Origin of the sequence: uncultured Williamsia sp. (assembly GCF_947494875.1) — a bacterium.
Classification (GTDB): Bacteria; Actinomycetota; Actinomycetes; order Mycobacteriales; family Mycobacteriaceae; genus Williamsia_A.
Genome location: NZ_CANLWM010000001.1, coordinates 1,083,877 through 1,105,351 on the forward strand (window position 1 = coordinate 1,083,877; position 21,475 = coordinate 1,105,351).

Annotated in this window: 22 protein-coding genes and 1 riboswitch; of the genes, 14 read left to right on the forward strand and 8 right to left on the reverse strand. The window is 70.4% G+C overall.

The genetic code is table 11. From position 1 onward, the window contains the following. The first annotated feature begins 32 nt into the window (after nucleotides 1-32). Nucleotides 33-443, forward strand: coding sequence for a hypothetical protein (locus Q1A98_RS05045; protein WP_299570351.1), 411 nt, complete (start codon nucleotides 33-35; stop codon nucleotides 441-443). 108 nt (nucleotides 444-551) lie between these two features. Here the strand turns inward: Q1A98_RS05045 and Q1A98_RS05050 are convergent, their stop codons facing one another. Next, a complete protein-coding gene (locus tag Q1A98_RS05050) occupies nucleotides 552-1,937 on the reverse strand; it encodes an FAD-dependent oxidoreductase (RefSeq protein ID WP_299570353.1) in 1,386 nt (461 codons plus the stop codon). 109 nt (nucleotides 1,938-2,046) lie between these two features. Further along, nucleotides 2,047-3,048: an ABC transporter substrate-binding protein gene (locus tag Q1A98_RS05055; RefSeq protein ID WP_299570355.1), complete on the reverse strand. Its 1,002-nt coding sequence runs from the start codon at nucleotides 3,046-3,048 to the stop codon at nucleotides 2,047-2,049. 126 nt (nucleotides 3,049-3,174) lie between these two features. On the opposite strand from Q1A98_RS05055, the gene Q1A98_RS05060 reads away from it, so the two are divergent. From Q1A98_RS05060 to Q1A98_RS05075, 4 genes are all read left to right on the forward strand, one after another. Further along, the gene (locus Q1A98_RS05060; protein WP_299570356.1) at nucleotides 3,175-3,669 is read left to right on the forward strand and encodes a hypothetical protein; all 495 of its coding nucleotides are present in this window, start codon (nucleotides 3,175-3,177) and stop codon (nucleotides 3,667-3,669) included. Nucleotides 3,670-3,747: 78 nt separating this feature from the next. Beyond that, nucleotides 3,748-4,161, forward strand: a complete 414-nt coding sequence (locus Q1A98_RS05065; RefSeq protein WP_299570357.1) for a rhodanese-like domain-containing protein — start codon at nucleotides 3,748-3,750, stop codon at nucleotides 4,159-4,161. Further along, a complete protein-coding gene (locus tag Q1A98_RS05070) occupies nucleotides 4,161-5,363 on the forward strand; it encodes an O-succinylhomoserine sulfhydrylase (protein WP_299570588.1) in 1,203 nt (400 codons plus the stop codon). The genes Q1A98_RS05065 and Q1A98_RS05070 overlap by 1 nt, the downstream gene beginning before the upstream one ends. 39 nt (nucleotides 5,364-5,402) lie before the next feature. Next, the gene (locus Q1A98_RS05075; RefSeq protein WP_299570358.1) at nucleotides 5,403-6,020 is read left to right on the forward strand and encodes a DedA family protein; all 618 of its coding nucleotides are present in this window, start codon (nucleotides 5,403-5,405) and stop codon (nucleotides 6,018-6,020) included. Here the strand turns inward: Q1A98_RS05075 and Q1A98_RS05080 are convergent. Beyond that, nucleotides 5,994-7,115, reverse strand: a complete 1,122-nt coding sequence (locus Q1A98_RS05080) for an isochorismate synthase MenF (RefSeq protein WP_299570359.1) — start codon at nucleotides 7,113-7,115, stop codon at nucleotides 5,994-5,996. The two genes, Q1A98_RS05075 and Q1A98_RS05080, sit on opposite strands and share 27 nt — an antisense overlap. Before the next feature lie 95 nt (nucleotides 7,116-7,210). After that, a riboswitch (SAM riboswitch) is annotated at nucleotides 7,211-7,330 on the forward strand. Between the two features lie 30 nt (nucleotides 7,331-7,360). Between Q1A98_RS05080 and Q1A98_RS05085 the strand changes: the two genes are divergently transcribed. The 3 genes from Q1A98_RS05085 to Q1A98_RS05095 all read left to right on the forward strand — a co-directional run bounded on the left by Q1A98_RS05085 (nucleotide 7,361) and on the right by Q1A98_RS05095 (nucleotide 11,202). After that, the gene (locus Q1A98_RS05085) at nucleotides 7,361-8,539 is read left to right on the forward strand and encodes an aminotransferase class V-fold PLP-dependent enzyme (RefSeq protein ID WP_299570360.1); all 1,179 of its coding nucleotides are present in this window, start codon (nucleotides 7,361-7,363) and stop codon (nucleotides 8,537-8,539) included. A 123-nt stretch (nucleotides 8,540-8,662) separates the two neighbouring features. Beyond that, the gene (locus tag Q1A98_RS05090; RefSeq protein WP_299570362.1) at nucleotides 8,663-9,250 is read left to right on the forward strand and encodes a MarR family transcriptional regulator; all 588 of its coding nucleotides are present in this window, start codon (nucleotides 8,663-8,665) and stop codon (nucleotides 9,248-9,250) included. Between the two features lie 62 nt (nucleotides 9,251-9,312). After that, complete coding sequence (locus tag Q1A98_RS05095; protein ID WP_299570589.1) at nucleotides 9,313-11,202, forward strand: MDR family MFS transporter; 1,890 nt, start codon at nucleotides 9,313-9,315, stop codon at nucleotides 11,200-11,202. Between the two features lie 2 nt (nucleotides 11,203-11,204). Here Q1A98_RS05095 and Q1A98_RS05100 read toward each other — a convergent pair whose 3' ends face one another. Both Q1A98_RS05100 and Q1A98_RS05105 read right to left on the reverse strand, forming a co-directional pair. Next, complete coding sequence (locus Q1A98_RS05100) at nucleotides 11,205-12,299, reverse strand: DUF5925 domain-containing protein (RefSeq protein ID WP_299570363.1); 1,095 nt, start codon at nucleotides 12,297-12,299, stop codon at nucleotides 11,205-11,207. Nucleotides 12,300-12,395: 96 nt separating this feature from the next. After that, nucleotides 12,396-12,908, reverse strand: a complete 513-nt coding sequence (locus Q1A98_RS05105; RefSeq protein ID WP_299570590.1) for an inorganic diphosphatase — start codon at nucleotides 12,906-12,908, stop codon at nucleotides 12,396-12,398. A gap of 123 nt (nucleotides 12,909-13,031) precedes the next feature. Between Q1A98_RS05105 and dacB the strand changes: the two genes are divergently transcribed. The 3 genes from dacB to tilS are packed head-to-tail and all read left to right on the forward strand — an operon-like array spanning nucleotide 13,032 to nucleotide 16,422. Continuing rightward, nucleotides 13,032-14,414 (forward strand): D-alanyl-D-alanine carboxypeptidase/D-alanyl-D-alanine-endopeptidase, encoded by a 1,383-nt coding sequence (gene dacB, locus Q1A98_RS05110; protein ID WP_299570364.1) that lies wholly within the window; start codon nucleotides 13,032-13,034, stop codon nucleotides 14,412-14,414. Beyond that, on the forward strand, nucleotides 14,411-15,472 hold the full coding sequence (locus Q1A98_RS05115; RefSeq protein WP_299570365.1) for a zinc-dependent metalloprotease: 1,062 nt from the start codon (nucleotides 14,411-14,413) through the stop codon (nucleotides 15,470-15,472). The genes dacB and Q1A98_RS05115 overlap by 4 nt, the downstream gene beginning before the upstream one ends. Nucleotides 15,473-15,474: 2 nt before the next feature. After that, nucleotides 15,475-16,422: a tRNA lysidine(34) synthetase TilS gene (gene tilS / locus Q1A98_RS05120; protein ID WP_299570367.1), complete on the forward strand. Its 948-nt coding sequence runs from the start codon at nucleotides 15,475-15,477 to the stop codon at nucleotides 16,420-16,422. Between the two features lie 30 nt (nucleotides 16,423-16,452). On the opposite strand, the gene Q1A98_RS05125 is transcribed toward tilS, so the two are convergent. After that, nucleotides 16,453-17,070, reverse strand: a complete 618-nt coding sequence (locus Q1A98_RS05125) for a hypothetical protein (protein ID WP_299570369.1) — start codon at nucleotides 17,068-17,070, stop codon at nucleotides 16,453-16,455. Nucleotides 17,071-17,384: 314 nt separating this feature from the next. Between Q1A98_RS05125 and hpt the strand changes: the two genes are divergently transcribed. Genes hpt through bluB form a run of 3 tightly spaced genes read left to right on the forward strand, consistent with a single transcriptional unit; the run spans nucleotide 17,385 to nucleotide 19,965 of the window. Beyond that, on the forward strand, nucleotides 17,385-17,951 hold the full coding sequence (hpt, locus tag Q1A98_RS05130) for a hypoxanthine phosphoribosyltransferase (RefSeq protein WP_299570371.1): 567 nt from the start codon (nucleotides 17,385-17,387) through the stop codon (nucleotides 17,949-17,951). After that, nucleotides 17,948-19,315, forward strand: coding sequence for an amidase (locus tag Q1A98_RS05135; RefSeq protein WP_299570373.1), 1,368 nt, complete (start codon nucleotides 17,948-17,950; stop codon nucleotides 19,313-19,315). Before hpt ends, Q1A98_RS05135 begins: the two co-directional genes overlap by 4 nt. After that, nucleotides 19,312-19,965: a 5,6-dimethylbenzimidazole synthase gene (bluB, locus tag Q1A98_RS05140; protein ID WP_299570375.1), complete on the forward strand. Its 654-nt coding sequence runs from the start codon at nucleotides 19,312-19,314 to the stop codon at nucleotides 19,963-19,965. The genes Q1A98_RS05135 and bluB overlap by 4 nt, the downstream gene beginning before the upstream one ends. A 41-nt stretch (nucleotides 19,966-20,006) precedes the next feature. Here bluB and Q1A98_RS05145 read toward each other — a convergent pair whose 3' ends face one another. Then, nucleotides 20,007-20,825, reverse strand: coding sequence for an MBL fold metallo-hydrolase (locus Q1A98_RS05145; protein ID WP_299570377.1), 819 nt, complete (start codon nucleotides 20,823-20,825; stop codon nucleotides 20,007-20,009). 103 nt (nucleotides 20,826-20,928) lie between these two features. After that, nucleotides 20,929-21,411 carry a PPOX class F420-dependent oxidoreductase gene (locus Q1A98_RS05150; protein WP_299570380.1) on the reverse strand — a complete coding sequence of 161 codons (483 nt, stop codon included), beginning with the start codon at nucleotides 21,409-21,411 and terminating at the stop codon, nucleotides 20,929-20,931. Nucleotides 21,412-21,475: the final 64 nt, after the last annotated feature.

The following is a 21,475-nucleotide window of genomic DNA, read 5'->3' on the forward strand; positions in this document are numbered from 1 at the left end:
CCACCGATCGATCACGAGGAAGTGAGTTCGAGATGTCGAGTCGTGCACAGGTACTCCGTCGCGCCGCCGCCGGGACGCTGGCGGCCGCAGCCGTCGCCACCACCGCCGGTTTCGCAGCCGCCGCACCGGCCAACGCCGCCACGCCCCCGAACCTGCGCGTCACGGGCGTGGTCTTCTGCGACAAGACCAATTTCATCCCGACGCTGGTCCGACAGATGACCGTGACGAACACGAGCGACACCTTCACGATGCGCAACGTGACGCTGCAGGAGATCCAGGGCCAGAAGCGCTTCGCGTCCAGCCTCGGCCCGGGCAAGACGTTGCAGATCCGGACCACACAGCCGGGCTGCTTCCCGTCGTCGATCAGCGGCTACGCGATCTCCGACAACCGCGAGGACCTGCTGGACAACTACGGCTACTACTTCACGCTGGATCGTCTCTGATCCGCTGACCCCGTCGAGTGGGCGGTTGCGGGCATCGAGTGTGCGCGCGGCCGCCCACTCGACGTCTCCAGCCGCCCACTCGACGTGGTTCGGCGGTGACGCGTCAGGTCAGCGCTGGATCTTGTCGGGCTCGGCGGCGGCGAGCATGTCCTCGCGCTCGACGACCTTCACCCGCTCACGGCCCTCGGCCTCGCCGAGCTTGCGCTCGTGCTCGTCGAGCCGGTACCAGCCGTCCCAGGTGGTGAAGGGGATGTCGCGGCTCTCCAGCAGCGCGATCACGTCGTCCTCACCAGGCGAGGCGGGCTCGTTGAGGAGCCCGTCCTTCATGTCGTTCAGGATGCACTCGACGGTCTCGTTGGCGTCGCCCTTGGTGTGGCCGATGAGCCCGATCGGCCCGCGCTTCACCCAGCCGGTGGTGTACAGGCCGGTGAGGTGCTCGCCCTCGTCGAAGATCCGTCCGGCCTCGTTCGGGATGACGCCGGCCTGGTCGTCGAAGGGGATCGCGGGCAGGTTGTCCGACAGGTACCCGACGGCGCGGTAAACCGCCCCGACCTCCCAGTCGGTGACCTTGCCGGTCGGCTTCACGTTGCCGGTGCCGTCGAGCTGGGTGCGCTCGGTGCGCAGGCCGACGACCTTGCCGTCGTCGCCGAGGATCTCGACGGGCGACTCGAAGAAGTGCAGGAACAGCTTGTGCGGGCGGTCGCCGACCTCGCGGATCGCGTAGTTCTCGATGATCGTCGCGACCTGGTCGGTGATCTTGGACCCGCGACGGGCGACGGCCGAGCCCTCGTCGTAGTCGATGTCCTCCGGGTCGACGATGACCTCGATGTTCGGCGAGTGGTCGAGCTCCTTGAGCTCGAGAGGCGTGAACTTCGCCTGTGCCGGTCCGCGGCGACCGAAGACGTGGACCTCGACGGCCTTGTTCGCCTTGAGGCCCTCGTAGACGTTCGGCGGGATCTCGGTCGGCAACAACTCGTCACCGGTCTTCGCGAGAACGCGCGCGACGTCGAGGGCGACGTTGCCGACGCCGATCACGGCGACCTTCTCGGCCTCGAGCGGCCAGGTGCGCGGGAAGTCGGGGTGGCCGTCGTACCAGGCGACGAACTGCGCGGCGCCGTAGGAGCCGTCGAGGTCGATGCCGGGCAGGTCCATCAGCCGGTCGTCGGTGGCGCCGGTGGAGAAGACGACCGCGTCGTAGAGCGTGCGCAGGTCGTCGAGGGTGATGTCCGTGCCGTAGTCGACGTTGCCGAGCAGGCGGACCTGCGGCTTGTCGAGGACCTTGTGCAGGGCGGTGATGATGCCCTTGATGCGCGGGTGGTCGGGCGCGACGCCGTAGCGGATCAGGCCGAACGGCGCAGGCATGCGCTCGTAGAGGTCGATGCTCACCCCACGCTCGGACGCGGTGTCCGACTTCATCAGCGCGTCGGCGGCGTAGATGCCGGCCGGTCCGGCGCCCACGATGGCGACCCGCAACGGGCGGTCCTGCGTACTCATGACTGATGCACCTTCTTCTCGGCCGGGAGAGGCGTCGACACGATCGACCTTCCACGGTAGGCGTCCCGCGTGGACAAGTGCCAATTCCTGTGAGCGGTGTGACCCGGGGTCAGCGGGCGAGCTGCGGTACCAGTCGCTGCAGGACGTAGGGGATGGTCAGGACGGTCGGCACCGACATCGCGCTCCCGAGGCCCTGGTCCACGTAGACGACGTCGCCGCGCTTGACGATGTCGAGATTCTGAAACGCCGGGTTGGCCTTCAGCTTGTCGGTGGCCCCGGCATAGTCGACGACCACCAGCTTGTCGAGCCCGTTCAGCAGGTTCAGGTTCTCGTCGGAGATCGAGCCGTAGAAGCCGTCGGTGATCGTCGACTGCAGCGACGACGGGAACGTCATGCCGAGGTTGGTGAGCATCTGCCCGCGACCGTCGCCCGGACCGTAGATGTAGACGCCGCCCGCGTCGGAACCGATCACCACGGCGCTGCTGCGGCCCACGAGCTGCGGGTTCGCGGCCTTGGCGTCGGTGAACTGCTTCTCGGTCTCGGCGATGATCCGCGCGGTCTCGGTGGGCTTCCCGACGGCCTTGCCCACCTCGGCGGTCGCGGCCTGCCACGGCACCTGCCAGTCGGCGTACTGCTTCTCGCGCACGATGGTCCCGGCGACCTTGGCGAGGTTGTCGTAGACCGGTCGCGTCACGGCGTTGTTCACCGCGACGATCAGCTGGGGGTTCGAGGCGAGCACCTTCGTCACCTCGCCGGCCAGGTCGGAGGTGGCGTTCGTCAGCACCTCGGGGCTCCGGCCCTTCAGCAGGTCCGCGTTCCACGGTGTGATCACCGAGCGGTTCGTCGGGTCGTAGAACGGCGCCATCGTCGTCGGCACGATGCCGAGCTTCAACAGAATGTCGCTGTCACCGGGACCGAGCGTGGCGATCCGGGAGGGCGCGGCGTTGATGGTCGTCGAACCGTAGGCGTGGTCGATGGTCACCGGGAACGCGCCGGGCTCGGCGGCGACGGAGCTCGATCCGCCCTGCGTGTTCTCGTCGGGCGCGGAGCACGCCCCGAGGCCGACGACGAGTGCTGTTGCGACGACGGCGACGCCCAGGCGACGGTGCATCGGGAACCTCCAGTATCGAGAGCCATATAGGTTAGGCTCTGCTTACCCCGAGGATGACACCGCGACGCCGGACCCGGCAAATCCGGCGCTTCGGGCCCGTCTTCACGCCCACGTACGATCGCGCCCATGGCGACCAGCAACGACTCCTCGGCGCACCCCGCACCCGAGCCGGAGGACGATCCCGGGCTCAGGGCGGCGTGGCCGTTCATCGTGGCCGTCGTGATCGTCCTGCTCGTGATCGGCGGCATCGTCTTGTCGCAGCTGCTGCGGCCCGCCGACGACCGACTGCCCGACAACGCCGCGATCCAGCGCGCGATCAACGACTACTACACGGCCAAGAACGCCATCAACTACACGGCGTTCCGCGACGCGACGTGCAGTCGCGTCGTCGACGGTGGCTCGTTCCCGACCGACGAGGCGTTCCGGTCGGCCACGCAGTCCACTCGCGACTCCAAGGGCAAGATCATGGTCACCACCATCGCCGACATCTCCGTCAGCGGGACGTCGGCGACCGCGTCGATGACGTGGCGCTACGAGAAGGACCCCCGCCAGACGACGCAGTCGGTGCCGGTGGTGAAGGACGCCGACACCTGGAAGGTCTGCGGCGTCAGCGCCCCCTGACCGTCGGGCCCGTCTCCTCCGCTCCGCTCAGGGTCCGCCAGATGATCCCGTGTCGGGCGACTGTGGGATTCTGGGGACGTGACCTACGCAGGTGATGTCTCCGTGCAGCAGGCCTGGGACCTCCTCTCCCAGGACCCCGACGCCGTCCTCGTCGACGTGCGCACCCAGGCCGAGTGGAACTACGTCGGCATCCCGGACCTGTCGCCGCTGGGCAAGCGCACGGTCCTGATCGAGTGGGTCGGGTTCCCCGACGGGTCCCGCAACCCGCGGTTCACCGAGCAGCTGCGCGAGGCCGGCGTCTCCGACGAGCAGACCGTCGTGTTCCTGTGCCGCTCCGGCCAGCGGTCGATCGGCGCCGCCGAGGCGGCCACGGCCGACGGCGTGCAGAAGGCCTACAACATCGCCGAGGGATTCGAGGGCGGTCTGGACGCGGAGGGCCACCGCGGCGCCGTCGGCTGGAAGGCCGCGGGCCTGCCCTGGCGCCAGTCGTGATCCCCACCTGGCGCGAACTGCCCGACGACGTCGGCCCCGACACCATCGGGGTGCGCGGTGGACTCATGCGGACCGGGTTCGACGAGACGTCGGAGGCGATGTTCCTCAACTCCGGCTACGTCTACGACAGCGCGGCCGCGGCCGAACGCGCGTTCACCGGTGAGGACGAGCGGTTCGTCTACTCCCGCTACGGCAACCCGACGGTCGCGATGTTCCAGGAGCGGTTACGACTCCTCGAGGGTGCCGAGGCGTGCTTCGCGACGGCCAGCGGCATGGCCGCGGTGTTCGTGTCGCTCGGTGCGCTGCTCGGCGCCGGGGACCGACTCGTCGCGTCGCGCAGTCTCTTCGGGTCCTGCTTCGTGGTGTGCAACGAGATCCTGCCGCGCTGGGGGGTCGAGACCGTCTTCGTCGACGGTGAGGACCTCGAGCAGTGGGAGCAGGCGCTGTCGGTGCCGACCACCGCTGTCTTCTTCGAGACGCCGTCGAACCCGATGCAGTCGCTGGTCGACGTGCGTCGCGTCTCCGAACTCGCGCACGCCGCCGGAGCCAAGGTGGTGCTGGACAACGTCTTCGCGACGCCGCTGCTGCAGCGCAGCCTCGACCTCGGGGCCGACGTCGTCGTCTACTCCGGGACCAAGCACATCGACGGCCAGGGTCGCGTGATGGGCGGTGCGGTGTTGGGTCCCCGGGACTACATCGACGAGCCGGTGCAGAAGCTGATGCGACACACCGGTCCCGCGATGAGCCCGTTCGCGGCGTGGACGCTGCTCAAGGGGCTCGAGACCCTACGGCTGCGCGTCGAGGCCTCCGTCGCCTCGGCGCTGCGGGTCGCGCAGTTCCTGGAGGACGACCCACGGGTGAAGTGGGTGAGGTACCCGTTCCTGCAGTCGCATCCGCAGTACGAGCTCGCGACGTCGCAGATGTCCGGTGGCGGCACCGTGGTCACCTTCGAACTCACCGACCGCGACGACGTGTCGGGAAAGCTGCGCGCGTTCGAGGTCCTCGACGCCCTGCGCGTCATCGACATCTCGAACAACCTCGGCGACGCGAAGTCGCTGATCACCCATCCGGCGACAACCACCCACCGGGCGATGGGCCCCGACGGACGGGCGGCGATCGGACTGTCGGACAACGTGGTCCGACTCTCGGTCGGTCTCGAGGCGATCGACGACCTCCTCGCCGATCTCGACCGGGCGCTGTAGGACGCCCGCGCGCCGCATGGGAACGACAGGGGGTGGCGCGTGCAGACGCTGATCGACTGGCTGGTCGACGTCATCCAGACCACACCGCCCTGGGTCGTGTACCTGGTGGTGTGGGCGCTGGTCTACTGCGAGTCGGCAGCCCTGCTGGGTCTGATCCTCCCGGGTGAGACCGCGCTGCTCGCGGGAGGTGTCGCCGCGGCGGTCGGCGAGACCTCCATCGGGTGGCTCATCACCGGGGCCTGTGTCGCGGCGATCGCCGGCGACGCGACGGGCTTCTCGCTGGGCCGGTGGTCGGGGCCGCGGATGATGCGGTCGCGGCTGGGCCGCAGGATCGGCGAGGAACGCTGGGACCGTGTGTCCCACGCCATCCAGACCAACGGGATACCGACCGTCGTCGGCGCCCGATGGATCGGCTACGTCCGCACCCTCACGCCGTTCGTGGCGGGGATGTCGCGGATGGCGGTGCCGAAGTACCTGGCCGCAAACGTCGTCGGCGGCGTCGTCTGGGTCACCGCCGTCGGGATGATCGGCTACCTCGTCGGCGCTGCCGTCGGGGCGCGACTGCTGCTGTACGGCGGCATCGTGGTCGGAGCGTGTGCGCTGGTGGTGATCGCGGTCAACTGGTGGCGGTCACGACGCCGAGCCGACGCCGTCTGAGGCGACGCGGTCCTCCCCGTCGAGCGCGTCCGGAGCCCCGAGCGCCCGGAGGACCGTCGCGAACTTCGCCGTGGTCTCGTCCAGTTCGGCGGAGGGATCGGAGTCGACGACGATCCCACCACCGGACCAGGCCCGCACCGAGCGACGATCGGCGGCGACCTGCGCGCACCGGATGCTGACCATCCACTCGCCGTCACCGGACTCGTCGCACCACCCGACCGCCCCGGCGTAGAAGCCCCGCGGACCCTCGATCTCCTCGATGACCGCACGGGCGGCCGCGGTCGGTGTCCCACAGATCGCCGGCGTCGGGTGCAGGAGCATCGCGAGATGCAGTGCGGTGAGGTCGCTCTCGCGCAGCGTTCCCTCGATGGGCGACGCCAGATGCCACATCTCGCCGGTCCCGATGAGGACCGGCTCGTCGGGCACTCGCAGATCGCGGGTGACCGGAGCCAAGGTCGACGCGATGTGGTCGACGACGAAGCGGTGCTCACGGTGGTCCTTGCCGGACGCGAGGAGCGACTCCGCGTTGCGTCGGTCGACGTCGGGATCCTCCGAGCGCGGGGCGGACCCGGCGTACGGGTGGCAGAAGACACGGTCGCCGGCCCTGCGCACCAGCGACTCCGGGCTCGACCCGACCAGTGCTGCGCCGGAACAGGCACCCCCCGCAGCAGACAGGTCGACAGCGAACGCGTTGCCCTCCGGGCTCCCGGCGGCGAACCTCTGTGTCAGGGCGACGACGTCGAGGTCGGTGTCCGACACGAGCTCGATCGCCCGCGCCAGCACCACCTTTCGGGCGTCACCCGCGGCGATCCGGTCGACGACGGCCGCGACCCGGGAGCGGTGTTCGTCGGGCGACGGCGCCGAACGGACCAGTCGCACAGCGGGAATCGACGTCGTGGTCGGCCGTGCCGACTCGTCGACGATCAGATCGCCGGGGACGTACAGGGCGTCCGGGGTGTCCGGGGAAAAAGAGATCGCGCCCACCACAGCGGCGCCGGACGCCGCCGCCTCGACCGCGTCCGACGACCGGTCGAACGCTCGCTCCGCGCGGGTCGCCCGCACGATCCGCGTCGGTCGGGACAGGTGGAACAGCACGTGACCACGCTACTCGCGCGGGGGTTGCGCCCACCGTGAGCGCAACCACCCCCCGCGTTGACTCCGGACCGGTCGTTCGCCCATGATCTCCGGCAGGTCATGAGTGTCAGCATCGTGAGCCCCGGCTCGCTGACCGGCAACCCTCCTACCGCGGTGGGGTGCTCCCGGGTGACGACCCGGCCCGCCTCCACGCCGGACGCGGGCAAGCGCGGGGCCCATGTGGTCCCCGGACCCATGGAGGAACCATGTTCGTGCTCGCCGATGTCGCCCCTGTCGCCGCGCGATCCGTCGACGCCGCCTACGCCAACCTCGACCACGCGGCCAGCGCCCCCGCGCTCGGTGCGGTGACCGACGAGATCATCCGCGTCCTGCCCGAGTACGCCAGCGTCCACCGTGGCGCGGGTCGGTACTCGCAGATCACCACCGCGCGCTACGAGGAGGCTCGGGCCACGGTGTCCCGCTTCGTGCGTGCCCGTCCGCGCGACAGCGTCGTGTTCACCCGCAACACCACCGACGCGATCAACCTCGTCGCCGCCGCCGTGCCCGGCGAGACCGTCGTCCTCGACGTGGAGCACCACGCGAACCTGCTGCCGTGGGCCCGCCGCGGCCGACGGGTGGTCGCGTGCCGCGACACCGTCGACGAGACCCTCGAGGCCCTCGCCGCCGAACTACGACGGGCCCCCGCCGCACTGTTGGCCGTGACCGGCGCGTCGAACGTCACCGGGGAGGTCCTGCCGATCGGCCGCCTCGCCGACATCGCGCACGACGCCGGCGCGCGGATCCTCGTCGACGCCGCGCAGCTCGCACCGCACCGGGCCATCTCCATGGCAGGCACCGGCATCGACCACCTCGTGTTCTCGGGCCACAAGCTCTACGCACCGTTCGGCGCCGGCGTGCTCGTCGGCCGCTCCGACTGGCTCGATGCCGCCGAGCCGTATCTCCTCGGCGGCGGCGCGACCGTCGACGTGGGCAGCGCGGAGGGTGAGGGGATCGTCTGGCACACGGGTGCGGCGCGGCACGAGGCCGGTTCGCCGAACGTGCTCGGGGCGATCGCGATCGCGGCGGCCTGCCGTGCGCTCACCGACATCGGCTTCGACCGCATCGGCGTCCACGAGCACGACCTGCGCCGGCGGCTCGACGCCGGGCTCGACGCGCTGCCGGGCGTGGAGCGCCTCACCGTCTTCGCCGACGACGACCTCGACCGCGTCGGCATCGCAGCGTTCACGGTCGCCGGCCACGCTCCCCGCGTCGTCGCCGAGCACCTCGCCGATCGCGGGATCGGTGTCCGGGACGGTCGGTTCTGCGCGCACCCTCTGCTCCGGCGCCTCGGTCGGCCCGAGGGAGCGGTGCGCGCGTCCTTCGGGGTCGAGACCGGAGCCGACGAGATCGACCGTCTGCTCGAGGCCCTCGCCGACCTGATCTGACAGCTCCGCCACCGCAGAGGCCCGGTCCGTCGCGACCGCGGCTGTTTGCGTGCGTGCGCCCACCTCGGCATACTTGCAGCTGTCAATCAGTTGCACGGTGAAACTCATTCGAGGTAGGAATCAGTGTCCAGACTCGACCACGTCGACGAGCTGCTCGGGGTCCTCTCCCGGTACGGGCGGATCCGCGAGCGTCTCGCCGTCACGAAGTTCAAGACAGCCGAGGGCATCGTCGAGACGGCCGCGTTCTCGTGCCTCTTCACCCTCGCCGACCAACCGATGCGTTCCGGGGAGCTCGCGGAGCACCTGCTCGCGGACCCGTCGACGGTCAGCAGGCACATCGCTGCACTGGTGCGGTTGGGGTACGTGCGGCGCGAGGCGGACCCCCGCGACGGCCGCGCGACGATCCTCGTGCTCACCGACTCCGGGCGTGGGCAGGTCCGCGCGGTCCGCGAGCACCGCAAGCAGGTCTTCGACGAGATGCTGGGTGACTTCACGAACGATGAGGTCGCCGAGCTGACCCGGCTGATGGGCCGGGTGGTCGTCGCGGTCGAGGACTTCGCGGCACGGGTCCACGACGGCGACCCGACACACGCCGATCGCGCGGGAATCGACGACGCCCCCGCGACGGTTGGCTCCCCTGAGAAGGACGACGACCCCGACGTCGCACCGGCAGAGTTCACCTACGGACGACGCGAGAAGGCATCACGATGAGCAACAGCACAGCAGCGGCGCCCGGCGACACCGCCGCAGCCGCCCCACCCGGCGACACCTCGATGACGCTGAGTCACCGGCAGATCCTCACGATCATGGGCGGGCTCATGATCGGCATGTTCCTCGCCGCCCTCGACCAGACGATCGTGTCGACGTCGATCCGCACCATCGCCGACGACCTGAACGGCTACTCGCTGCAGGCGTGGGTGACGACGGCGTACCTGATCACCTCGACGCTGGCCACGCCGATCTACGGCAAGTTGTCCGACATGTACGGCCGCAAGCCGTTCTTCATGGCCGCGATCACGATCTTCGTCATCGGGTCGTTGCTGTGTTCGACGTCGACGTCGATGTACGAACTCGCCGGGTTCCGGGCGCTGCAGGGCATCGGTGCCGGTGGTCTCTTCTCGTTGGCGCTCACCATCATCGGTGACATCGTCGCGCCGCGGGAGCGCGCCAAGTACCAGGGCTACTTCCTCGCCGTCTTCGGCACGTCGAGCGTGTTGGGCCCCGTGCTCGGCGGACTCTTCGCCGGACAGGACTCCATCCTCTGGGTGTCCGGCTGGCGCTGGGTGTTCCTCGTGAACGTGCCCGTCGGCCTGGTCGCCCTCGTCGTGGTGTTCCGGGTCCTGAACTACGCCCGGATCCCCGGCGTGAAGCGGAACATCGACTGGTGGGGCGCGTTCGCCCTCGCCGTCGGCGTGGTGCCGATCCTCGTCGTCGCCGAACAGGGCCGCGAATGGGGCTGGGGTTCGGCACGATCCATCATCTGTTACGCCATCGGTGTGGTGGGTGTCGCGGCGTTCGTCGCGGTGGAGAAGGCGATGGGGGAGGCCGCCATCATCCCGCTGCGCGTCTTCAAGAACAGGGTCTTCGCCCAGGGCATCGTGATCTCGATCGTCATCGGTTCGGTGATGTTCGGCGCGATCTCCGTGCTGCCGCAGTACTACCAGGTGCTGCGCGGGTCCAGCCCGACGATCGCCGGGCTGCAGCTGCTGCCCATGGTGTTGGGTCTGATGAGCGCCTCGATCTTCTCGGGCCAGCTGATCTCGCGCACGGGTCGCTACAAGATCTTCACGATGATCGGCGTGGTGCTGGTCACCGTCATGACCTTCCTGCTGCACTACGTCAGCCCCAGCACCTCGCTGTACATCGTGATGCTGATGACGTTCGGTCTCGGTTTCGGCCTGGGCAACCTGATGCAGCCGCTGACCCTGGCGATGCAGAACGTGTTGCCCGCCAAGGACATGGGCATCTCGACCAGTTCCGCGACGTTCTTCCGGCAGATCGGCGGCACGCTCGGTGTCGCGGTGTTCTTCTCGGTGCTCTTCTCGTTGATGGGCCCGAACATCGCCGACGAGTTCCAGAAGGCCGCTCCGACGCAGGAGTTCCAGCAGGGCGTCCGTGAGGCCGTTCAGAGCAGCGACCCGACGGTCTCCGCCTTCGGCCGCAGCCTGGTCGAGGCCGCCCAGGGCGGCGGTGGCGGTGCGACCGGTTCGGTCATGAACGACACCTCGGTGATCTCGAAGCTGCCGGAAGCGGTGGCGGCGCCGATCAAGGCGGGCTTCTCCGGGGCGATGGACTCGGTGTTCCTCACCGTCTCGATCGTGTCGCTGATCGCACTCGTCGCGGTGTTCACGTGGAAGGAGATGCCGCTGCGCAAGACCTCCGGCACCCAGGCCGTGGCCGACGACGCGATGGGCACCGGCCCCGATCCCGACGCAGTCCCCGGCGGTTCCACGCAGGATCGTCGGCCCGGTGTCGCGGGCGACGCGACCACCTCGGGCGAGATCGTCGACCCCGCGGCGGTCCACGGGAAGCACACGGCGATCGCCGACGAGGGCGGGCCGATCGTCGCGCCCGACCACGGTGGCCGGCACGAGGCCGCCGACGGGACCACCACGGCCGTCGTCGACGACGATCGCCCGAACCCGGGTCGTCACGAGGCCTGAGTTCAGAGGTACGTGCCGAACGGCGCGTCGGGGATCGGTTCGCTGCTGATCGCCGACGCGCCGTTTCGCTGTGCGAACAGTTCCGCGAGCGTCCTGGGCGTCGACGGGATCGCGGCACCGGGTCCGAGCCACGTCGCCGCCTCGTCGGGGTCGAAGGGGACGAACTCGATCTGGGCCAGGCAGCGTCCCGGACGGACCACCGCGGGGTGCAGGCGGTCCAGGCGCTCGTTGGTGGTGATGACGACGATCGTGTTGCTGCCCTGGCCCATGACGCCGTCTGTGAAGTTCAGAAGTCGTCCCATCGCCGCGCCGGACTCCTGCCGTGCCGTCGACCGCAGGAACTCGTCGGAGTCCTCCGCGACGACCAGCCGCCATCGCTCGGGCTCCGACTCGGTGCCGATCACGTCCCACAGGTAACCGGCGTCGGCGAACAGTCGTTCGGGGTCGGTTACGTAGTGCGGGTCGCACCAGGAGGACCACGACCGCATCAAAGACCGGATGGCGGTGGTCTTGCCCGTGCCCGGTGCTCCGTGCAGGAGGACGAGCGCGCCGCGGTCCACGGGCTGGACGACCGCGTTCAGCGCGTCGAGGTTCCGCCGCACGGCGACCGGATAGTTCACGCGGATCTCGTCCCACCCGCGCACGCGGATGCGACGGTCGACGCTCTCGTTCGTGTGCCGTCCCACGAACCAGAGCGTGAGGTCGACGTCGCCGGGCTCCGATTCGTCTCGGGCGAGCGCAAGCACGACCGTGTCGACGAGGGACTGGGTGATCTCGGGATCTGCCGCGCTCACCGCCAGTCTGGTCTCTGCGGCGGTTCCGCGAACGATCACGGCGGCGCGGTCGGACGTCAGCGTCGCGATCGTCCGGGGCATGTCGCGGATGGTCCGGCGCACCGTGTACCCGTCGCCGACGAGTGATGCGATCGTGCGGTCGACGCCCGCGGGCACAGAGGCGTGCACGACCGCGGCGTGCGTTCCGTCGACGAAAGCTCGTGCGAAATCGGCGAGAACCACGTCGTAGAAGTCGGTCGCGTGACCGTGGAAGGTCAGCGCGAGGTCGACGGTGGTCGACGTGGACAGGTCATCGGCGGGCACGGACGGGAACGGTAGGCGGCTGGTCCGACACGACCTGTCGACGCGGACCGGCCCCGAGTGGAATGCACTCGGGGCCGGTCCGATCTGCGTCCTGCGTCAGCCGCGGGAGGGGTCGTTCGCCTCGTGGGGCTGGGTCGCCAGACGGTCGATGGCCTCCTGGGCCACCTTCTCGGCAGCCTCGCGGCCGACCCAGCCGCCGGGCTGGACCTCCTTGCCGGGCTCGAGGTCCTTGTAGTGCTCGAAGAAGTGGGCGATCGCGTCGAGCTCGAACGTCGACACGTCGCCCACGTCCTGGATGTGGTCCCAGCGGACGTCGCCGGCCGGGACACACAGCAGCTTGTCGTCGCCGCCGGCCTCGTCGGTCATGGTGTACATCGCGACGATGCGGGCCGTGACGATGACGCCGGGGTAGACGGACTCGGGCAGGAGGACCATCGCGTCGAGCGGGTCGCCGTCCTCACCGAGCGTGTTGTCGATGTAGCCGTAGTCGGCCGGATACCCCATCGAGGTGTACAGGTAGCGGTCCAGGTGGACCTTGCCCGTCTCGTGATCGACCTCGTACTTGTTGCGCCGGCCCTTGGGGATCTCGATGGTGACGTCGAACTCCACGACTCGCATCCTCGCTCTCTGTGACGGTCCGTGCGGGCTCCGCCGACATTGCGTCGGCCGAGCCCGCGATCGGGTCGAGGATACTGTTGGGCGCCAGGACCACGGCGGGCGGAGGAGCGCAGAGTGAACGCACGGGCAGGCCGGCGCGCGAGCGTCTGGTGGACCGTCATCCCGGTGCTCGTCCTGCTCGTCGTCGCCGCGGTGGTGGCGGTCGTCGCCGTCACCGTCGACTCCGATGGTCCCGACGCGGCCGCGAACGCCCCGGCGCGCCCTGCCCCGGCGTCGGTGAGCCCGGCGATCGTGCCCGTCGCGGCGAACGCACCCGAGCCGACGCCCGCGGGGGTGGCCGCGCAACTCGCGTCGGTCACCCGGGACCCGCGCCTCGGCACGCTCAGCGGTGAGGTCTCCGACGCGCTGACCGGCCAGACGCTGTGGTCGGTGAACCCCGGCACCGCGATGACCCCGGCGTCGACGACGAAGATCCTGACCGCCGCGGCCGCGCTCCTCACCCTCCCGCTCGACGCGACACTGACCACCCGGGTCGTCGACGCGGGCAACGGGCGGATCGTCGTGGTCGGCGCGGGTGACCCGACGATGTCGTCGCAACCCGACGGCACCGACACCTTCTTCACCGACGCGCCCCGCATCGCCGACCTCGCCGCACAGATCAGGCGCTCGGGGAGGTCGGTCTCCTCGGTCGCCGTCGACACGAGCCTGTTCACCGGGCCGGAGTTCGCGTCCACATGGGAGACCGTCGACATCGCCGGCGGCAGCATCGCCCCGATCCAGGCGTTCATGGCGGACTCGGCGCGCATCGACCCGACCCAGCTGTACTCACCGCGCAGCGCCACGCCCGCGCTCGCCGCCGCCGGCGACTTCGCCGGTGACCTCGGGCTCCCGACCGACGCGGTCTCGACGGGTACGGCACCCCAGGGCGCCCCCGTCATCGCCTCGGTGACCTCGGCGCCGCTGGAGACACGGCTGCGCGACATGCTCGTCGACTCCGACGACGTCCTCGCCGAGACCCTGGCGATCGAGGTCGCCCGCGCGAGGAACATGCCCGCGAGCCTCGCCGGCGCGACGTCGGCGGTGACGTCGGTCCTGCGCGACGCCGGGTTCGACATGTCGCAGGTGACCCTGCGGGACACCAACGGCCTGTCGACGCAGGACCGCATCCCGGCCGGCGTCCTCGACGGGCTGCTGCGCGCCGCCGCCGGCACACAGAACCCGAAGCTGCGTCCCCTGCTCGACATGCTCCCGATCGCCGGTGCGACCGGCACCCTGTCCGATCGCTTCTCGTCGGTCTCGGGTGTGGCGACCGCCGCCGGATGGGTGAAGGCGAAGACGGGCACACTGACAGGGGTGAGCGGACTGGCGGGCATCGTGCAGACAGTGCAGAACCGGGTGTTGACGTTCGCGCTGCTGTCGAGCGGGACCAACCCGGCCGACGCGCGACCGGCGCTCGACGCCCTCGCGGTCCGGCTGCGCGACTGCGGCTGCCGATGAGTCCCTCCGAGCGCAGTGACGCAGACGACCGCGACCTCCCCGGCGCGCGGATCGACTGGTCGCTGGCCGCCGGAGTCGGCCGCCGCCTGACCCGGCCCGGCCCGCGGACCACCACCTACACGCTCACCACCGCGCGCGACGAGCTCGCGACACTCGCCGCGCGCGCGGAGGGCCCGGTTCGGGAGACCACGGGTCTCGCCGACGGCCTGCCCGTCCCCGCCGCGTCCGTCCTCGACCGCCCCGAGTGGATCGACGCCGCCGCACGGTCGATGTCGGCCATGCTCGGCGGAGGCGCGTCGGCATCGCCGGGGATGGCCGGCCGCGTCGGCGGGGTCCAGGCCGGCGGTCTGCTGGCGCTGCTGTCGGGCGCGATCCTCGGCCAGTACGACCCGTTCACGCCGGACCCCGCGACCGGGACCGACGGCGTCCTGATGTTGGTGACGCCCAACATCATCGCCGTCGAGCGGTCGTTGAAGGTGGTGCCGTCGGACTTCCGCTACTGGGTGTGCCTGCACGAGGTGACCCATCGCGTGCAGTTCTCGGCGACCCCGTGGCTGCGCGACTACATGCTCGAGAACATCGCCACCATCAGCACCGAGAACGACGAGTCCGGGGCGGAGCTCGCCGCGCGGGTCGTCGGCGTGCTCCGATCGGACAAGCCCCGCGAGAAGGGCGTCCTGGGCGCCATGCAGCTCCTGCAGACCCCGGAGCAGTACGAGTCGTTCACCCGTCTGATGATGCTGGGCACCCTGTTGGAGGGCCACGCCGACCACGTCATGGACGCCGTCGGCCCGTCGCACGTCCCCACCGTCGACCGCATCCGCTCCGCCTTCGACGAGCGTCGTCAGCGCAAGCAGAGCCCGATGCAGCGCGTCCTGCGCGCTCTGATCGGCATGGACGCCAAACTCGCGCAGTACATCCGGGGCAAGGCGTTCGTCGACGAGGTGGTCGGGACCGTCGGGATGGCCCGCTTCAACGCGGTCTGGTCCGGACCCGAGACCCTGCCCCGCCCCGCCGAGATCGACTCGCCGCGACTCTGGGTCGACCGGGTCCTCTGACGATGGGCGCCGCACTCGACGCGATCGGTCGTGCGGTGTCGGGATTCGTCGCCCGGGAGGGGCTCGGCGGCGACGTCTGTGTGGCGCTGTCCGGCGGGCCGGACTCCACGGCGCTGCTCGCCGGCGCCCGCCACGCAGGTCTCATGGTGACCGCGCTCGTCGTCGACCACGGGATGCAGAACGGGTCGGCGGAGGTCGCGCAGGCGGCAGCGCGAACGGCGATCGCGCTGGGGGCGGACGCGCAGGTGCTGACGGTCGAGGTGGAAGGCCGCGGTGGTCCCGAGGCTGCAGCGCGGCGCGCGCGGTACGCGGCGATGAACGCCGCGCGAGGGCACCGACCCGTGCTGCTGGGCCACACCCTGGACGACCAGGCGGAGACGGTATTGCTCGGACTCGCCCGCGGGTCCGGCCCACGATCCATCGCGGGCATGGTGGCCTCGGACGCGCCCTGGGGCCGACCGTTGCTGACGACGCGCCGCGCGACGACCGTCGCGGCATGCGCCGAGGCGGCCGTGACGCCGTGGTCGGATCCACACAACGACGACCCGCGCTTCCTGCGGTCCCGGGTGCGGTCGGAGGTCGTGCCGATCATGACGACGGTCCTCGGCGACGCGGTCGTCCCCGCGTTGGCCCGCACGGCCGATCTCGTCCGCGACGACCTCGACGCGCTCGACGCGATCGCCGCCGAGGCGAGCGCGACGGTCGTCGTCGACGGCGGTGTGCTGCGCGAGTCGCTGGTCGCTCTCCCGCGGGCGATCCGGCGACGGGTGCTGCGGCGGTGGTTGATCGAGGGGGGAGCGAGCGAGGTGACGGCGCCGGTCCTCGCCGCGGTGGACGCCCTCGCAGACGACGACGCCCACGGCACGGTGGCCGTGGGCGGCGACGTCGACGTCCGCGTGAACGCGGTGGCCGACGGGAATTGGCTGCGTCTGCGCGCTGATCCGCGGTGACGGTCGGGTGCGACCGTCACCGCGGTCAGATCAGCGCTTCGGCGGGACGAACGGCGAGTTGATCGTCCGGAAGTACTCCTGGACGTTGCCGATCAGCGTCGGGCCGCCGGCGGCGATGGTGCCGACGACGCCTCCGAAACCGGCGCCGGTGATCACGCCCGGGACGCAACCGACCGCGGGCAGGACGACACCGCCGATGACACAACCTGCGACTGCGCCGACGACCGTTCCGACCAGCCCGCCGATGGACACCGCGGTACCGACGTTCGCTCCGAGCGTGTTCAGGGCGTCCTGGTCGCGCTCCTGCTTGGTCGCCGGCGCGTCGACGAGGACCTTGCCCGGCACCTCCGGCGTCAGGGTCGCGGTCCGCCCCTCGGCCGACGCCTTGATCGGCAGCGCCACATCGTTCAGCTTGTAGGTCAGCGGGAGCGCGACCGCGGTCTTGCCGTTCGTGTCGACGAACTGCAGTTGATTGTTCGCGGTGCGGACAGACCCGGCGCTCGTGGAGACCACGACCGACTTCCCCTGCACCGACGCGTTGTAGTCGATGTCCTTGGCCGGGGCGGCGTTGGCGGGTGCGCCGGCGACGACACCCGCGACACAGGCGAACGAGGCGCCTGCTGACACCAGAGCGATTCTGAACTTCATCGGTCGATCCATTTCGTGGTTGGTGCTGTTCCCGAGAGCAGCGCCCGCCCCCCACTGTCGACTGTTCAGCCGACCCTGAATCTCACGAACATGTCTGGCGCGGGCCACTATTCGCTTCGATTCCGTGCATGCGTCCGGGTGTGGACCACACGATATTAACGTCACCAAATCCGGAAATGGAAACGATCGACGAAAACAACCCGTTATCTGCACGAAATCGTCGCGTGATCGGACGACGCCCCGGGACGTCGCCCGACGGGTCGACGTGACAAGGTTGTCCTCGCAGGCGAGGTGGTCGGCGAAAGGCGTGACAGGTGGCCGTTCCGGGAGATCCCTACGGTGATGACATCGAGGCGGTTGTCATCACCGAGGACCAGATCAGACAGCGCACGGCGGAGCTGGCCCAGGCCATCGCCGCCCGCTACGACGGCATCCCCGACGACCTCGTGCTGATCGGCGTCCTGAAGGGCGCCATCATGTTCATGACCGACTTCGCGCGGGCGCTGCCGATCCCGTCGCAGATGGAGTTCATGGCGGTCAGTTCGTACGGGTCGTCGACGTCGTCGTCGGGTGTCGTCCGGATCCTCAAGGACCTCGACCGCGACATCGCCGGACGCGACGTGCTCATCGTCGAGGACATCATCGACTCCGGACTGACCCTGTCGTGGCTGCTGAAGAACCTGCGCTCGCGGCAGCCCCGGTCGCTCGAGGTGTGCACGCTGCTGCGCAAGCCCGACGCCGCGCGGCGTGACGTCGACATCGCCGAGGTCGGCTTCGACATACCCAACGAGTTCGTCGTGGGCTACGGGCTCGACTACGCCGAGCGCTACCGCGACCTGCCCTACATCGGCCGGCTGAACCCCCAGGTCTACGAGCAGTGACCGAGACCGCGGTCGAGATCGCCGCGGACGTCGCCGCGGGTCGTCGGACGCCGCGCGAGGTCGTCGACGCCACACTCGCCCGCATCGCCGAACGGGACGGGTCGATCAACGCGTTCGTCCGCGTCCGCACCGACGCCGCGCGGGCCGAGGCCGAGGCACTTGCACAGCGCGATCTCACCGACCTGCCACTGGCCGGGGTGCCGATCGCCGTCAAGGACAACGTCGCCGTCGCGGGGGAGCCGCTGCGGAACGGGTCGCAGGCGACCGCCGACCGTCCCTCACCCGAGGACCACGCGATGGTCGCGCGCCTGCGTGCTGCGGGTGCGGTCGTCGTCGGTCTCACCGCGGTGCCCGAACTCTGTCTGTGGGGGGCGACCGACGTCCCCGGTCGGGTCACGCGCAACCCGTGGAACCCGTCGCTGACGCCCGGAGGCTCGTCGGGAGGCGCCGCCGCGGCGGTCGCGAGCGGGCAGGTGGTCGTCGCGCACGGCAACGACGGCCTCGGGTCGATCCGCATCCCGTCCGCCGACTGCGGACTGTTCGGCATCAAGCCGGGCCCGGGTGTCGTCCCGCCGCAGACGAGCGGCAACGGCTGGTACGGGATGTCCGAGAACGGGCCGCTGGCCACCACGGTCGCCGACGCCGCGCTGACGCTGGGCGTCATGGCGGATCGGCCCGACCTGGCCGCGGCCGGTCGGGACACCGGGGCACCGCCCGTCGGGGTGGTCGTCGCCGAGAACTTCCCACTGGCCGTCGGCTCCACCGACCCGCACTGGGCCGGGACGCTGGCGGAGGCATCGCGGGTGCTCACCGAGATCGGGCATCGCGTGACGGCGTCGCCGCTGCCGTACCCGACCAATCCCGCGCCGTTGTTGCTGCGCTGGGTCGGGGGCGCCGCCGCCGACGCCGACGAGATCGCGTCGCAGGGTGGGGATCTCGGTCGGCTGCAGCGCCGCTCGAAGGTGCACACGTCCATCGGCCGTCTGGTGAACCGTCGCGGCCTGGTGCGCGACGAGCAGCGGACTGCGATCGTCGCGCGCGTGGAGGGGTATCTCGATCGCGCGGGCAGCGACCTGGTCATGACGCCGACCCTCGCCCGCCCACCGATCCGTGCGCAGGAGTGGAGCCGGCGCGGGTGGCTGCCGAACATGTACGCCAACATCGGCTACGCCCCGTTCGCCGGACTGGTGAACCTGCTGCACTGGCCGGCGATGTCGGTGCCGATGGGTGTGCATCCCACCGCGGGAACTCCCATGGCTGTCCACCTGTTCGGCCGCCCGGGGTCGGAGGCGACGTTGCTCGCGGTGGCGGCGCAGATCGAGCAGGCACGTCCGTGGGCGCGGGTCGCGCCCGCCTACACGTGAGCGGCCCCTGCGACCCGTTCGACCCGGATGCGCGAGAAGCGGTCTACCGGGCGATCCGGAGTCGCCGTGACACACGACATTTCGCGGGCGGCGAGGTGCCCGAGGACGTGCTGGCCCGGGTGATGGGCGCCGCGCACCACGCGCCGAGCGTCGGGTTGATGCAGCCGTGGCGGTTCCTGCGCATCGTCGATCCCGCTGTGCGCGAGCAGATCCGCGACGTCGTCGAGACCGAGCGGGTGAAGACCGCGACCGCTCTCGGCGATCGTGCCGAGGAGTTCGGGCGCCTCAAGGTCGAGGGGATCACCGAGTGTGCGGAGGTGATCGTCGTCGCTCTCGGGACCGGTCGCGACGCGCACGTGTTCGGTCGCCGCACGATGCCGCAGATGGACCTCGCCTCCGTCGCCTGCGCGATCCAGAACATGTGGTTGGCGGCGCGCGCCGAGGGGTACGGGATGGGCTGGGTGTCGATGTTCGACCCCGCGGAACTGTCTGCGCTGCTGGGGATCCCCGACGCGGCCGACCCGATCGCGATCCTGTGCCTCGGGCCGGTGGACGCGTTCTACGACCGGCCGATGCTCGTCGAGACCGGCTGGGCCGTCGAACGCCCGCTCTCGGAACTCTGCGCGACGGACCGTTGGCCCGCCGGCTGACCCCTCCGCCGACCGTGCGGTGGATCCCGCCGAGCGGACGGTCAGACCTCCGGGATCGCCTCGAGCGCCGCGACGTAGCGGTCCGCGGAGCGCTGGACGGCGTCCCACGCGTCGTCGACCTGCTGATCCCAGAACGCGCTGTGCAGCACATCGAAGTCGAGTGCCGCGAGGACGTCGGCGACCCGACGGACCTCGACGGCGGGCAACGGCACCATGTTCGGGTAACTCCACATGAAGGACACCCAGCGACGATCGGCGGCCGCAAGAGGCATGTCGCCGGTGAGCAGCGCACCCCGACGACCATCCGCCGCCGGCACGTGCAGCACCGACGCGCCGGGGAAGTGCCCGCCCAGCCGGTGCAGCGACACGCCGTGGTCGAGCTCGAGACCCTCGCCGTCCCAGAGCTCGATCGCCGGATCCGGACGCATGATCCAGCGCTCGTCGACCCGGGGTAGATGGATCGGACAGTCGAACCGACGGGCCCACTCGACCATGGTCGACCAGTAGTGCGGATGCGAGATCGCGATGCCCGCCAGTCCACCGCGGGATTCGATCTCCTCGGCGAGGACGTCGTCGAGGAGGGCGACGCAGTCCCACAGCAGGTTGCTGTCGCCGTAGGGCACCAGCAGCGCGCGCTGTCCGATCCCGACCTTCGGCTCCGCGCCGACGCCGAGGAAGTCGCCCTGCATCCGGGTCACGGACCGGTGGTCGCGACGGAGTTCGGACAGCGACGTCCACCGCTGCCCGTCCGGCCCGACGTACTGCCGCGGGTCGACGCAGATCGCGCACTCGGCCGGCGCGTCGTCGACGGGGACGTCGAACTGGACCGCACACGTCGCGCAGATCGCGAGGTCACTCATCGACCGTCCACTCGACCTCTCCGACCGCCCACTCGACCTCTCCGACCGCCCACTCGACGTCTCCGACCGCCCACTCGACGTCTCCGACCGCCCACTCGACGGGTCAGTCCTGGGCATCCAGCTTGTCGGCGACGTCCTGCGGGAAACCGCCGGTCGCGATCGGGCCCCATCGGGTGGGGGTGACCCGGATCAGCGACTTGTCCTGCGTCGCCATCGCCGCGCGGTACTCGTCCCAGTCGGGGTGCTCGCCCGAGATCGACCGGAAGTACTCGACCAGACCGTCCGTCGACTCGGGCTGATGCAGGACCTCCGCGGTGCCGTCCACCTGCACCCAGGCACCGTCGAAGTCCTCGGAGAGCACGCACACCGACACCTCCGGTCGGGCAGCCGCGTTCTTCGTCTTCGCACGTCCGGGATAGGTCGAGATGACGATCCGTCCCTCCCCGTCGACGCCGCCGGTCACCGGCGAGACCTGCGGCGATCCGTTCGCGCGGGTGGTCACCAGGATCAGATGGTGTCGGGTTCGGACGAAGTCGAGCAGCTCGTCGAGCTCGACGCGGTCTGTGGTCGCGATGTTCCTCGCCATGTGCCCAGCGTAGGCCGCGTCACACCCCGCCGACCGGGGCCACGGGAACGCCCGGCGTCCGCCA

Bases quoted from the DNA above. Each gene is read 5' to 3' on its own strand.
- Q1A98_RS05085 (WP_299570360.1), top strand. From the start codon at position 7,361: ATGTTCGTGCTCGCCGATGTCGCCCCTGTCGCCGCGCGATCCGTCGAC.
- Q1A98_RS05115 (WP_299570365.1), top strand. From the start codon at position 14,411: ATGAGTCCCTCCGAGCGCAGTGACGCAGACGACCGCGACCTCCCCGGC.
- Q1A98_RS05055 (WP_299570355.1), bottom strand. From the start codon at position 3,048: ATGCACCGTCGCCTGGGCGTCGCCGTCGTCGCAACAGCACTCGTCGTC.
- Q1A98_RS05095 (WP_299570589.1), top strand. From the start codon at position 9,313: ATGACGCTGAGTCACCGGCAGATCCTCACGATCATGGGCGGGCTCATG.
- Q1A98_RS05045 (WP_299570351.1), top strand. From the start codon at position 33: ATGTCGAGTCGTGCACAGGTACTCCGTCGCGCCGCCGCCGGGACGCTG.
- Q1A98_RS05125 (WP_299570369.1), bottom strand. From the start codon at position 17,070: ATGAAGTTCAGAATCGCTCTGGTGTCAGCAGGCGCCTCGTTCGCCTGT.
- Q1A98_RS05145 (WP_299570377.1), bottom strand. From the start codon at position 20,825: ATGAGTGACCTCGCGATCTGCGCGACGTGTGCGGTCCAGTTCGACGTC.
- Q1A98_RS05050 (WP_299570353.1), bottom strand. From the start codon at position 1,937: ATGAGTACGCAGGACCGCCCGTTGCGGGTCGCCATCGTGGGCGCCGGA.
- tilS (WP_299570367.1), top strand. From the start codon at position 15,475: ATGGGCGCCGCACTCGACGCGATCGGTCGTGCGGTGTCGGGATTCGTC.
- Q1A98_RS05060 (WP_299570356.1), top strand. From the start codon at position 3,175: ATGGCGACCAGCAACGACTCCTCGGCGCACCCCGCACCCGAGCCGGAG.
- Q1A98_RS05150 (WP_299570380.1), bottom strand. From the start codon at position 21,411: ATGGCGAGGAACATCGCGACCACAGACCGCGTCGAGCTCGACGAGCTG.